Origin of the sequence: Micromonospora sp. 15K316, from assembly GCF_004348525.1 — a bacterium.
Taxonomy (GTDB): Bacteria; Actinomycetota; Actinomycetes; order Mycobacteriales; family Micromonosporaceae; genus Micromonospora.
The window spans coordinates 1-12,068 of sequence record NZ_SMKG01000181.1; the positions used below are offsets into that span (position 1 = coordinate 1).

Sequence of the window (12,068 nt, forward strand, 5' to 3'; positions counted from 1 at the left end):
GTGGGGAGTAGGCGGCGGCCTCGGGGTGGGCTTCGACGATCTTGGTGATGCGGCGGGTGACCGCCTGGACCTGGGCGGGAGCGGCACCGACGAAGCCGGCCCGGTCGGCCACCAGCTCGTCGATCTCGGCCCGGGTCAGGCGTAGCCGGCCGTCGGCGGCGAGGCGGTCGAAGAGGTCGTTCTCCAGCGCGCCCTTCTCCCGCATGCCGAGCGCCACGGCCACCGCGTGCTCCTTGATCACCTCGTGCGCCACCTCCCGGCCGACGCCCCGCCGCACCGCCGCCACCAGGATCTTCGTGGTGGCCAGGAAGGGCAGGAAGCGCTCCAGCTCACGGTTGATCACGGCTGGGTACGCGCCGAACTCGTCGAGCACGGTGAGGAAGGTCTGGAACAGCCCGTCGGCGGCGAAGAAGGCGTCCGGCAGGGCCACCCGGCGCACCACCGAGCAGGAGACGTCCCCCTCGTTCCACTGGTCGCCGGCCAGCTCGCCGACCATCGACAGGTAGCCCCGGATGATCACGGCGAAGCCGTTAACCCGCTCCGACGAACGGGTGTTCATCTTGTGCGGCATCGCGCTGGAGCCGACCTGACCGGGCTTGAAGCCCTCGGTGACCAACTCCTGGCCCACCATCAGCCGGATCGTGGTGGCGAGCGAGGAGGGGCCGGCCGCGACCTGGGCCAGCGCGGCGACCACGTCGAAGTCGAGCGAACGCGGGTAGACCTGGCCGACGCTCTCCAGCACCCGGGAGAAGCCGAGGTGCCCGGCCACCCGCCGCTCCAGCTCGGCCACCTTCTCCGCGTCGCCGTCGAAGAGGTCGAGCTGGTCGGCCGCGGTGCCCACCGGCCCCTTGATCCCGCGCAGCGGATAACGGGCGATCAGGTCCTCCAGCCGCTCGTACGCGATGAGCAGCTCCTCCGCCGCCGACGCGAAGCGCTTGCCGAGCGTGGTGGCCTGCGCCGCCACGTTGTGCGAGCGGCCCGCCATCACCACACCGGAGTACTCGTGCGCGTGCCACGCCAGCCGGACCAGAGTGGCGACCACCCGGTCCCGGATCAGCTCCAGCGAGCGGCGCACCTGGAGCTGTTCGACGTTCTCGGTGAGGTCCCGCGACGTCATGCCCTTGTGCACGTGCTCATGCCCGGCGAGCGCGCTGAACTCCTCGATCCGGGCCTTCACGTCGTGCCGGGTGACCCGTTCCCGCGCCGCGATCGACGCCAGGTCGACCTGGTCGAGCACCCGCTCGTACGCCTCGACCACCCCGTCCGGCACCGGCACCCCGAGGTCGCGCTGGGCGCGCAGCACGGCGAGCCAGAGCCGCCGCTCCAGGCGGATCTTCTCCTCCGGGGACCAGAGGGAGACCAGTTCGGGCGAGGCATACCGGTGGGCGAGCACGTTCGGGATCGTCGTCACGTACCTCAGTCTTTCATGCCGCGGACCTGCCCCCCTCCGACAGCGCGTCCCTCCCGGCCGCGGCGGAATGGACGGGACGCGCACTCCGAGGAGTCGCTCAGCCCCGTGCGAGCCGGCCCGACTCCTTTCCCTGGGCGTCCAGGAGCACGAGCACCTCGCCGTCCAACCCCGCGCGCGTGGCCTTGGAGAGCCAGCTCGCCAGCGGCACGTTGTCACAGCCGATCAGCGTGCTGGGCCCGGCCGTGGCGAGCAGGGCACCCTCAGCTCCGGCGACCCACCGTCCGCCCTGACCGTTGCAGCCGTCAGACCCCCGCCACTCGCCGTCGTCGCGCAGCTCCACGTGGGCGCGGCCGTTGTCGCGCCCGGCCGGCACCCATCGACCCCGGAGGTCGTCGGGGCTCACCGGTCTCAGGTGCGTCGGCAGTACGGCGGCCGGCGCGAGGGCCTGCCGGACCTCGGGGGTGATCACGGGCGGCTCCGCCAGCGACGGCAACAGGTTCGGCCCGGGAGTGGGCTTCGCGCCCGGCAGCAGCCGAGCGACCTGCCGGCCCTGCTCGTCGAGGAGCACCGGGATGTCCTTCTCCAACCGGAAGGCGGTGGTCTGACGCAGCCAGGCCGGCGTGCGCCCCGGACCGGGCCGGCACTCCGGCCCGTCGGGCACCATGTGTTCGGAGAGGTCGGCGACGAAGAGGCCGTCCGCGCCGGCCCGCCACCTGCCCGTCGACACGCCGCAGGGGCCGAACCAGGAGAGCCCGCCCTGGTCGGCGGGGGCGATCCGCAGAATCCCGCCGGCGGCGCCGGCAACCTCGGTGACCGTCCAGGAGCCGATCAGTCCGACCGGGTCCTCCTGTGGTTGGTTCAGGGTGGGTCTCGCACCGGCGGATCGCGTCTCCTCGGGGAGCGCAGGTTCCGGTCCGGACCCGTTCGCGCAACTCGTCAGCAGCAGCCCTGCCGCGACCACAGCTACCAGGTGCCTGCTCCGGCCCATCGCCTCTCCTCGTCCGCCACCCCGGCCCGTCGTTGGCCAGGCGTATGGCGGGTTGGACGAAGAGCTCCCACGATCCGTTCCGGCGTCTCCCGCACCGCCGAGGCGGCCGCCGTCAACGTTCCAGGATCGCCGTGACGCCCTGGCCGCCGGCGGCGCAGATCGAGATCAACCCGCGTCCGCCGCCCTTCTCGGCCAGCAGTTTGGCCAGGGTGGCCACGATCCGGCCACCGGTCGCCGCGAACGGGTGCCCGGCCGCGAGGGAGGAGCCGTTGACGTTCAGCCGGTCCCGGTCGATCGCGCCGAGCGGGGCGTCCAGCCCGAGCCGGTCCGCGCAGAACTCGGGCGACTCCCACGCGGCGAGGGTGGCCAGCACCTGTGAGGCGAACGCCTCGTGGATCTCGTAGTAGTCGAAGTCCTGAAGGGTCAGCCCGGCCCGGGCGAGCATCCTGGGCACCGCGTACGCCGGGGCCATCAGCAGCCCCTCGTCGCCGTGCACGAAGTCGACGGCCGCCGTCTGCGACCAGGTGAACCAGGCCAGCACCGGAAGGCTCCGCTCCCGCGCCCACTCCTCCGAGGCGAGCAGCACTGTCGACGCGCCGTCGGTGAGCGGCGACGAGTTCCCGGCGGTCATGGTGGCCTGCTCGGCGTCCGGCCCGCGAACGCCGAAGACCGGCCGCAACGCGCCCAGCTTCTCCAGGCTGCTGTCGGGACGGAGGTTCTGGTCGCGGGTGAGCCCGAGGTACGGCGTCATCAGGTCGTCGAAGAAGCCCCGGTCGTACGCGGCGGCGAGCCGCCGGTGGGATCGGAGCGCCAGTTCGTCCTGGGCACGCCGGTCGACGTTCCAGCGCAGCGCGGTGCGGGCCGCGTGTTCCCCCATCGACAGCCCCGTTCGCGGCTCGGCGTTACGCGGGATCTCCGGCTTGAACGGCTGGAGCGGACGCAGCTTCGCGGCCACCTTCAGCCGCTCGCCGAGGGTCCGGGCACTGTTGAGGCGGAGCAGGGTGCGGCGCAGTTCCTCGTTGAGCGCCAACGGCGCGTCGGAGGTGGTGTCGACCCCGCCCGCGATGCCGACGTCGAGCTGCCCGAGGGCGATCTTGTTGGCGACCAGGATCGCGGCCTCCAGGCCGGTGCCGCAGGCCTGCTGGAGGTCGTACGCGGGGGTGCGCGGGTCGAGCCGGGAACCGAGCACCACTTCGCGGGTCAGGTTGTAGTCCCGGGAGTGCTTGAGCACCGCCCCGGCGACCACCTCGCCGACCCGCTGGCCGGCCAGGCCGTACCGGGCCACCAGGCCGTCCAGCGCCGCGCCGAGCAGGTCCGCGTTGGACGCGTTCGCGTACCGCGAGTTGGAGCGGGCGAAGGGGATGCGGTTGCCGCCGATGACCGCGACCCGCCGGATGCTCTGCACGATCCGCCTCCTCGACAGTGTTGCCCGTACCCTACTCGCCAGTAGGCTACGCCTATGACCGACAGGTACGCGAGCTTCGTCCAATCGGGGGCCGGCCGCGCGCTGGTCAAGCGCCTCGGGCTGCCCGACCCGCCGCGACTGCGCCGGCACCGCCCCGGCGATCCGCTCCTGCCCGGTCCGGCTCTGCTGGGCGCGGCCGCCGACGGCCGGCTCGCCGGACAGGTCGGCGAATTGCTGGCCGCCGCCGGGGTCGAGCTGCGCGAGCCCACCGCCGGCACCGACGCACGCTTCGGCGCGCTGGTGTACGACGCCACCGGCATCACCGACTCGACCGAGCTGCGGCAGCTCTACGACTTCTTCCACCCGGTGGCCCGCTCCGTCACGCCGAGCGGCCGGGTGATCGTGCTCGGCGCCCCGCCCGCGGAGTGCGACACACCGCGCGCGGCGACCGCCCAGCGGGCCCTGGAGGGGCTGACCCGCAGCATCGGCAAGGAGTTCGGCCGGGGCATCACCGCCCAACTGGTCCGCGTCGGCGCGGAGGCCGACGAGGGCACCCGGGTCAGCCTCGACGCCACCCTCCGATTCCTCCTCTCCGGTCGGTCCGCGTACGTCTCCGGGCAGGTGATCCGGATCGGCACCGGCGCCGCCGCCGCGCCGGCCGACTGGGACCGGCCGCTGGACGGGCAGGTCGTCCTCGTCACCGGGGCGGCCCGAGGCATCGGCGCGGCGCTCACCCGGGTCCTCGCCCGCGACGGCGCCCAGGTGGTGGCGCTGGACGTACCGGCCGCCGGAGACGCGCTCGCCGCCGTGGCGAACGAGGCCGGTGGCAGCGCGGTACAACTCGACCTGACCGCGCCGGACGCCCCGACCCGGCTCGCCGGACACCTCGCCGACCGGTACGGCCGCGTCGACGCGATCGTGCACAACGCCGGCATCACCCGGGACAAGACGCTCGGCCGGATGGACGCCGACCGCTGGGACCAGGTGATCGACGTCAACCTCTCCAGCCAGGAGCGGATCAACGACGAGCTGCTGGCACGTGAGCTGATCCCGACCGGCGGGCGGATCGTCGCCGTCTCCTCGATCGCCGGGATCGCGGGCAACCGCGGCCAGACCAACTACGCCACCAGCAAGGCGGGAGTGATCGGGCTGGTCGACTCGCTCGCCCCGGCGCTGTGCGAACGCGGGATCAGCGTCAACGCGGTGGCACCCGGCTTCATCGAGACCCGGCTGACCGCCCGGATCCCGCTGGTGATCCGCGAGGCGGGACGCCGGATGAACAGCATGGCCCAGGGCGGGCTCCCGCTGGACGTCGCCGAGACGATCGGCTGGCTGACCTGGCCCGCCAGCGGCGCGGTCAACGGCAACGTCGTACGGGTCTGCGGCCAGAGCCTGCTGGGGGCGTGATGAGCGACCACACCACCGAGCCGCCCGCGAGCGGGTGGACCACCGTCGAGCTGCCCGGGATGCCGGCCGTCGGGGCGCTCTACCGCCGGGCGCTGGCCGGTGCTCTCCCCGGCGCGGGCGGCCGGCGGGCGGCCCAGCCACCCACGGTCCGGCTCACCGTCTCCGGCGTACCGGTCGACCGGGACCACCTGGCCGACTACGACCGGGTCTGCGGGTTCCGGCTCACCGACCGGCTCCCCGCGACCTACCCGCACGTGCTGGGATTCCCGCTGGCCCTGCGGCTGATGACCGCACCGGAGTTCCCGGTGCCGCTCACCGGCGTGGTGCACGTGGCCAACCGGATCACCGTCCACCGCCCGATCCACAGCGGCGAGACGCTCGACTTCTCCGTGTACGCGGAGAAGCTTCGCCCGCACGACCGGGGGCGGCAGCTGGACGTGGTGCTCGTCGGGTCGGTCGCCGGGGAGGAGGTATGGCGGGGCGTCTCGACGTACCTCGGCCGGGAGCGGCACAGCGGCGGTGGTGAGCGGCGGGACCGGAGCGCGTCCCCGCCGGTACCGGCCGCCTCGGCGACCTGGCGGCTGAGCCCGGCCGTCGGCACCGACTACGCCCGGGTCTCCGGCGACCACAACCCGATCCACACCTCGCGGCTCGGGGCGCGGCTCTTCGGCTTCCCCCGCCCGATCGCGCACGGCATGTGGAGCAAGGCCCGCTGCCTGGCCGCGCTGGAGAACCGGCTGCCGGACGCCTGCACCGTCGAGGTCGCCTTCAAGCTGCCCGTACCGCTGCCGAGCGCGGTGGACTTCAGTCTCCTTCCGGACGGCGGGTTCGCCCTGCACGACTCGAACGGCCGACCGCACCTGGCGGGCCTGGTGCGCTGAGCGCCCCTGCCGACCCGGACCGCGGGCTTGGCAGGGGCAGATTTCTGCGTTAGGTTCTTCTCAGAAGGAGATGTTCTCAGAATGAGAGAGACATGGTTGACGAGCAGGACTTCCTCGCGACGTACGACCCACGGGCCTACCCGTCGGTCGCCGTCACCGTCGACGTGGTGGCACTGACCATCCGCGACGGCGCGCTGCACCTGCTGCTGATCCGGCGCGGCCAGCCACCCTTCGAAGGGCACTGGGCGCTGCCCGGTGGTTTCGTCCGCCCCGACGAGGACCTGATCGGCGGCGCCCGACGGGAGTTGGCCGAGGAGACCGGGCTCGGCGGCGAAGGGCTGCGCCGCGTTCACCTGGAACAGTTGGGCAGCTACGGCGCGCCCGACCGCGACCCTCGAATGCGCGTCGTCTCGGTGGCCCACCTCGCGTTCGCCCCCGACCTGCCGGACCCGGCCGCGGGCACCGACGCAGACGAGGCGATCTGGCTGCCGGTGACCGCGCTGACCAGCCGGCAACTCGCCTTCGACCACGGCCGGATCATCGACGACGCGCTGGAACGGGCTCGGTCCAAGCTGGAATACACCCCGCTCGCCACCCGCTTCCTCACCCCCGAGTTCACGATCAGTGAGCTACGCGGCGTCTACGAGACGGTCTGGGGTCACCCGCTGCACGCCGGCAACTTCCACCGCAAGGTCCTCTCCGTGCCGGGCTTCGTGGAGAGCACAGGCGCCAGCACCGAGCGTGGCGGCACCCGGGGCGGCCCGCGCGCCCGGCTCTACCGGCCCGGCGACGCCCGCCTGCTGCACCCGGCGCTGCTGCGCCCCGCCCGCGAGGAGACGGTGCGATGAGAGCCGCGGAAGCCATCGATCTGGTCGCGGCGGCCCGCACCGACGCCGACCTGTTCGGCACCGACCAGCCGGCCCGGCGCTACCGCGAGCTGGTCGCGGCCCTGCACCCCGACCGCCTGCCAGCCGACCCGGCGGTGCGCGCCGAAGGCACCGAAGCCTTCATCCAGGTCACCACCCGGTGGCGGGCCCGGCAGGTCACCGTCCTCGGCGACTACCGCCTCGGCACACCGGCCCACTCGGGTGACCTGGCCGACCTCTACGACGTCGGCGACGACCGGCTGCTCAAGCTCCCCCGCCGGCCCAGCGACAACGACCTGATGGCCCGGGAGGCGTACGCCCTACGCACCATCGTCGAGCGCGGCGACCCGCGCTACCTGCCGTACGTGCCCCGGCTGGTCGACGAATTCCCGCACCGGGACGCCACCACCGGCGCCGAACGACGGATCAACGTGCTCGCCACCGCGCCCGGCCTGCACAACCTCGACGAGGTACGGGGCACCTACCCCGACGGGCTGGACGCCCGGGACGTGGCCTGGATGTGGCGGCGGCTGCTGGTGGTGCTCGGCCTCGCCCACCGGGCGGGCGTGGTGCACGGCGCGGTCCTGCCGCGACACGTGCTGATCGAACCGGACGCCCATGGCGTGGTGCTTGTCGACTGGTGCTTCTCCGCCCCCGTCGGCGGCACGATCCCGGCGATGGTGCCCGGCCACGAGGACTGGTACCCGCCCGAGGTCTCCGGGAGGCGGGCCTGCGGGCCGGGCACCGACATCTGGATGGCCACCCGCTGCATGACCTCGCTGCTGGACCGGCAGGCTCCGCGCGAGCTGCTCGACTTCGCCCGCGGCTGCCGGCCGCGCTCACTCGGGCGTCGGCCCGACGACGCCTGGCGTCTGCTGCGCGAGCTGGACGAGGTGCTGGACCGGCTCTACGGGCCGCGCACCTTCCGCCCCTTCACCCTCACCCCCTAAGGAGCTGTCATGGGCAGTGGAATCTGGTCCACCGACGTGTACGACGCCGCCGACCGTTACCGCCGGTCCGCCGGCAGGAGCGCCTTCTCCTACAGCGACAGTGGGGCGCGCACCGTCCATCCCGCGCTCGACCCCCGCGGCGCGACGCGCGAGAGCCGCGACTCCGCCGAACACCCCCGGTCGACACCCATCGCGGTGCTCTTCGACGTGACCGGGTCGATGCGCAGCGTGCCGCGCGTCCTGCAGACCAAGCTGCCGCAGCTGCTCGGCCTGCTGCAACGGCAGGGCTACGCCAGCGACCCGCAGATCATGTTCGGCGCGATCGGCGATGCCACCTGCGACCGGGTGCCGTTGCAGGTGGGCCAGTTCGAGTCGGACAACCGGATGGACGACGACCTCGGCCGGATCGTGCTCGAAGGCGGTGGCGGCGGGCAGCTCACCGAGTCGTACGAGCTGGCCATGTACTTCATGGCCCGGCACACCGTCACCGACAGCTGGGAGAAGCGCGGCCGGCGCGGCTACCTGTTCATCATCGGCGACGAGCTGGCGTACCCGCGGGTGAAGGCGCGGGAGGTGGCCGGCCTGATCGGTGACGAACTGACGGAGGACGTGCCGCTGCGACAGATCGTCGACGAGGTGACCCGCCGCTGGGACACCTACTACCTGCTCCCCGCCGGCAGCTACCACGTCGGCGAGGCCAAGGTGCTCGACTTCTGGCGGGACCTGCTCGGGCAGAACGCCCTCGTACTCGACGACCTCGACGCGACCTGCGAAACCATCGCACTCACCATCGGCCTCGGCGAGCAGGCCGTCGACCTGGACGAGGGCCTGCGCCACCTGGACCGCGTCGGCTCCAGCGCCACCGGCAGCGTGTCGAAGGCGCTGGCCCCGCTCGGCCGGGGGCGGCGGGCCGAGGTGTCCACGCTGCCCGCGTTCCGCGACACCGCCGGCGGGGTGACCCGGCTGTGAGGCACGTGGCGGTGGTCGACCTCGGCTACGGCGACGCGGGCAAGGGCACGGTGGTGGACTGGCTCTGCGCCACCCGCCCCGTGCACACCGTGGTCCGCTTCAACGGGGGCGCGCAGGCGGCACACAACGTCGTGCTGCGCGACGGGCGGCACCACACGTTCGCACAGTTCGGCGCCGGCACGTTCCACCCGGGTGTCCGTACACACCTGTCGCGGCACGTGGTGGTGGACCCGCTGGCGCTGGCCGCCGAGGCCGACCATCTCGCCACGGTCGGGGTTCCCGACGCCCTCGACCGGCTGACCGTGGACGGGGCGGCGCTGCTCGCCACCCCGTACCACCGGGCCGCCAACCGGGCTCGGGAGATCGCCCGGGGAGCCGACCGGCACGGCTCCTGCGGGCTCGGGGTGGGTGAGGCCGTCGCGTACGGTCTCACCCACCCCGACGACGCCCCTCGGGTCGCCGACTGTCACGACCCGGCGCTGCTGCGCCGCCGGCTGACCGCCCTGCGGGACCGGCTGACCGCCGAGCTCGGCCCACTGGGCGCCCCGCCGGTCGAGGACTGCCTGCCCGCGTTCACCGGGTTCGCGCGGCGGGTCGAGATCGTCGACCGGGGCTGGCTCGCCGGGGCGCTGCGCACCGGAACCTGCGTGTTCGAGGGCGCGCAGGGGGTGCTGCTCGACGAGCGGCACGGCTTCCACCCGTACACCACGTGGAGCACCACCACTTTCGCCAACGCCGACAGCCTGCTCGCCGAGGCGGGCCTGCCCGACGGAGCCACCCGGATCGGCGTGCTCCGGCTGGTCACCACCCGGCACGGGCCCGGCCCGTTGGTGACCGAGGACCCGGCCCTACCGCTGGTGGACCCGCGTAACCCGACGAACCAGTGGCAGGGCCGCTTCCGGTTCGGCCACTTCGACGCGGTCGCCCACCGGTACGCCCTCGCGGCGGCCGGTGGGGTCGACGGCCTGGCGCTGACCCACCTCGACCTGGCCGGCCCCAGGCTACGGATCTGCCGCCGCTACGACACCACCGACCGGCTCACCCCGGGCCCGCCCGGCGACCTGGACCGGCAGGCCGCGCTCACCGCTCGCCTGCTGCGTGCCCGCCCGCTGTACGACGACGCGCCGACCGACTGGGCAGAGGCGGTGGGGGCGGAGCTGGGGGCACCTGTGGTGCTGACGTCGCACGGCCCCACGGCCGGCGACAAGACGCCGTGCGGTCCGCTGCTCGCCCCACCGGCCCTGGTTCGCGCCGGCTGACGACCGGCCGGCGGCGGACGCCTGGCACCCGACCGACGGCGGACGATCCGGCGACTCGGCCACCGGGCGGGTCGCACCCGGCGAGCATGGGAGCATGGATTCCGCGCTCGACCTGCTCCGGCAGCTGGTCGCCTCACCATGGGTGTACCTGCTGATCTTCGGGCTCACCGCGGTCGACGCGTTCTTCCCGGCCGTGCCCGGCGAGGCCGCCGTGATCACCGCAGCCGTCATCTCCGCCGCCAACGGACGACCCAACATCATCGCCGTGATCGCGGCGGCCGCGATCGGCGCGCTCGTCGGCGACCACATCTCGTACGCGATCGGACGCGGCGGTGGGGCACGCCGCCTGGCGCGGCTGCCGGAACGGAGCCGGCGGCGGGCCGGATCGGAGTGGGCCCGCCGCGCGGTCGACCGGCGGGGCGGGGTCATCCTGACCACCGCCCGCTACATCCCGGGTGGCCGGACCGCAGTCACCCTCACCATGGGCGCGGTCCGGTACCCGCGCCGCTCCTTCCTCCTCTTCGACGGGATCGCCACCTTCACCTGGGGCATCTACTGCGGGCTGCTCGGCTACTTCGGCGGACTGGCCTTCGAGCGCGACCCGATCAAGGGAGTGGTGGCCGGACTCGGCCTCTCGATCGCGGTCACCGCGCTCCTGGAGGTCATCCGTACGCTGCGCCGTCGCCGGGCCCAGCGTCGCGCCGCGGACCGGAGCTGAGCACCGCCGACAGTCGGTGCGGTACGACCGTGCCGCCGAGTGGGGACGTTCGCGCGATCGGCGTGGGGCTGCCCGTCAGAGCAGATCGGCGTCGTGCACCAGGATCGCGACCTGGACCCGATTGGCCAGCTGGAGCTTTGCCAGCGCACGGCTGACGTGTGCCTTCACGGTGGCCTCGCTCATCGCCAACCGGCGAGCGATCTCCGCGTTGGCGTGGCCACGCGCCACTTCCCGCACGATCTCCAGCTCCCGGTCGGTCAGCAGGTCGAGCTGCTGCCGGGCGGCGGTCCGGCGTGCCGGACCACGCTCGGCGAAAGAACTGATCAGGCGGCGGGTCACCGTCGGGGCGAGCATCGCCTGCCCCGCCGCCACCGTGCGGACCGCCGCGGCCAGTTCGCGGGGCGGCGTGTCCTTCAGCAGGAAGCCGACCGCCCCGGCGCGCAGCGCGCGGTGCACGTACTCGTCGAGGTCGAAGGTGGTAAGCATAATCACCTTGGGGCCGGCGGCTACCACCTGCGGCGCGGCGGTCAGCCCGTCCGTGCCCGGCATCCGTACGTCGAGCAGCACCACGTCGGGTCGGAGCCGGTACGCCTCGGCCAGCGCCGCGCCGCCGTCCGCCGCCTCGCCTACCACGGTGATGTCCGGGGCCGCTTCGAGGATCAGCCGCAGGCCCGAGCGGACGAGCTGCTCGTCGTCGACGACCAGGACCCGGATCATGCGGTCCCCGGAGTGGGAATCAACGCCCGGACCAGGAAGCCGTCGTCGGTCGGCCCCGCTTCCAACCGGCCACCGAGCAGCTCGACCCGCTCCCGCAGGCCCAGCAGCCCGAGGCCCGCACCGGGCAGCTCGGGGCCAGCGCCCGGCCGGCCCTGCCCGGCGCCGCGCCGGCTCGGGAGCTCGCCCGGCCGGCCCGGTCGGGGGTTCGGCGGCACCGAGCCTTCGACAGACGATCCGTTCCGGACCGCGATCTCCACCCAGTCCGGCAGATAGCGCAGGCGTACGGTCGCGTCGGCCTCCGGGGCGTGCTTGCGTACGTTGGTCAGCGCCTCCTGGACCACGCGGTGGACGGTACGTCCCACGGTCGCCGGCACCGAGCGTGGTTCGCCCTCGTCCTGCCGACGGACCCGCAGCCCGGCCACCCGGGATTCGTGTAGCAGTTCGGCCAGCCCGCCGAGCAGGCCGTCACCCGGATCGGCCGGGGTGGGGGTGGGGGT

Annotated in this window: 12 protein-coding genes; 7 read left to right on the plus strand and 5 right to left on the minus strand. The window is 73.6% G+C overall.

Annotated features, from left to right (window positions below; translation table 11 throughout):
* The 3 genes from purB to E1211_RS24970 form a co-directional block, all read right to left on the minus strand.
* Nucleotides 1-1,411, minus strand: a 1,411-nt coding sequence (gene purB / locus E1211_RS24960; protein WP_132351466.1) for an adenylosuccinate lyase, incomplete at its 3' end; no start/stop codon positions are given.
* Nucleotides 1,412-1,508: 97 nt separating this feature from the next.
* Entirely contained in the window at nucleotides 1,509-2,399 is an 891-nt protein-coding gene (locus tag E1211_RS24965) for an META domain-containing protein (RefSeq protein WP_132351468.1), read from the minus strand.
* Nucleotides 2,400-2,511: 112 nt separating this feature from the next.
* Nucleotides 2,512-3,804, minus strand: a complete 1,293-nt coding sequence (locus E1211_RS24970; protein ID WP_132351470.1) for an acetyl-CoA C-acetyltransferase — start codon at nucleotides 3,802-3,804, stop codon at nucleotides 2,512-2,514.
* Nucleotides 3,805-3,858: 54 nt separating this feature from the next.
* On the opposite strand from E1211_RS24970, the gene E1211_RS24975 reads away from it, so the two are divergent.
* The 7 genes from E1211_RS24975 to E1211_RS25005 all read left to right on the plus strand — a co-directional run bounded on the left by E1211_RS24975 (nucleotide 3,859) and on the right by E1211_RS25005 (nucleotide 10,854).
* Complete coding sequence (locus tag E1211_RS24975) at nucleotides 3,859-5,211, plus strand: 3-oxoacyl-ACP reductase (RefSeq protein ID WP_132351472.1); 1,353 nt, start codon at nucleotides 3,859-3,861, stop codon at nucleotides 5,209-5,211.
* A complete protein-coding gene (locus E1211_RS24980) occupies nucleotides 5,211-6,092 on the plus strand; it encodes a MaoC/PaaZ C-terminal domain-containing protein (RefSeq protein WP_132351474.1) in 882 nt (293 codons plus the stop codon). Before E1211_RS24975 ends, E1211_RS24980 begins: the two co-directional genes overlap by 1 nt.
* A 92-nt stretch (nucleotides 6,093-6,184) precedes the next feature.
* Nucleotides 6,185-6,940 (plus strand): NUDIX domain-containing protein, encoded by a 756-nt coding sequence (locus tag E1211_RS24985; RefSeq protein WP_132351476.1) that lies wholly within the window; start codon nucleotides 6,185-6,187, stop codon nucleotides 6,938-6,940.
* Complete coding sequence (locus tag E1211_RS24990) at nucleotides 6,937-7,908, plus strand: serine/threonine protein kinase (protein ID WP_132351478.1); 972 nt, start codon at nucleotides 6,937-6,939, stop codon at nucleotides 7,906-7,908. Before E1211_RS24985 ends, E1211_RS24990 begins: the two co-directional genes overlap by 4 nt.
* Nucleotides 7,909-7,917: 9 nt before the next feature.
* Complete coding sequence (locus E1211_RS24995; RefSeq protein ID WP_132351480.1) at nucleotides 7,918-8,877, plus strand: hypothetical protein; 960 nt, start codon at nucleotides 7,918-7,920, stop codon at nucleotides 8,875-8,877.
* Nucleotides 8,874-10,136 (plus strand): adenylosuccinate synthetase, encoded by a 1,263-nt coding sequence (locus E1211_RS25000; RefSeq protein WP_132351482.1) that lies wholly within the window; start codon nucleotides 8,874-8,876, stop codon nucleotides 10,134-10,136. The genes E1211_RS24995 and E1211_RS25000 overlap by 4 nt, the downstream gene beginning before the upstream one ends.
* 94 nt (nucleotides 10,137-10,230) lie before the next feature.
* A complete protein-coding gene (locus E1211_RS25005; protein ID WP_132351484.1) occupies nucleotides 10,231-10,854 on the plus strand; it encodes a DedA family protein in 624 nt (207 codons plus the stop codon).
* A gap of 75 nt (nucleotides 10,855-10,929) precedes the next feature.
* Here the strand turns inward: E1211_RS25005 and E1211_RS25010 are convergent, their stop codons facing one another.
* A complete protein-coding gene (locus E1211_RS25010) occupies nucleotides 10,930-11,571 on the minus strand; it encodes a response regulator transcription factor (RefSeq protein WP_132351486.1) in 642 nt (213 codons plus the stop codon).
* Nucleotides 11,568-12,068, minus strand: a 501-nt coding sequence (locus E1211_RS32710; RefSeq protein WP_371686199.1) for a sensor histidine kinase, incomplete at its 5' end; no start/stop codon positions are given. The genes E1211_RS25010 and E1211_RS32710, both read right to left, overlap by 4 nt.

Coding starts and splice junctions, on each gene's coding strand:
- E1211_RS24965 (WP_132351468.1), bottom strand. CDS start 2,399: ATGGGCCGGAGCAGGCACCTGGTAGCTGTGGTCGCGGCAGGGCTGCTG.
- E1211_RS24975 (WP_132351472.1), top strand. CDS start 3,859: ATGACCGACAGGTACGCGAGCTTCGTCCAATCGGGGGCCGGCCGCGCG.
- E1211_RS24980 (WP_132351474.1), top strand. CDS start 5,211: ATGAGCGACCACACCACCGAGCCGCCCGCGAGCGGGTGGACCACCGTC.
- E1211_RS24985 (WP_132351476.1), top strand. CDS start 6,185: ATGGTTGACGAGCAGGACTTCCTCGCGACGTACGACCCACGGGCCTAC.
- E1211_RS24990 (WP_132351478.1), top strand. CDS start 6,937: ATGAGAGCCGCGGAAGCCATCGATCTGGTCGCGGCGGCCCGCACCGAC.
- E1211_RS24995 (WP_132351480.1), top strand. CDS start 7,918: ATGGGCAGTGGAATCTGGTCCACCGACGTGTACGACGCCGCCGACCGT.
- E1211_RS25005 (WP_132351484.1), top strand. CDS start 10,231: ATGGATTCCGCGCTCGACCTGCTCCGGCAGCTGGTCGCCTCACCATGG.
- E1211_RS25010 (WP_132351486.1), bottom strand. CDS start 11,571: ATGATCCGGGTCCTGGTCGTCGACGACGAGCAGCTCGTCCGCTCGGGC.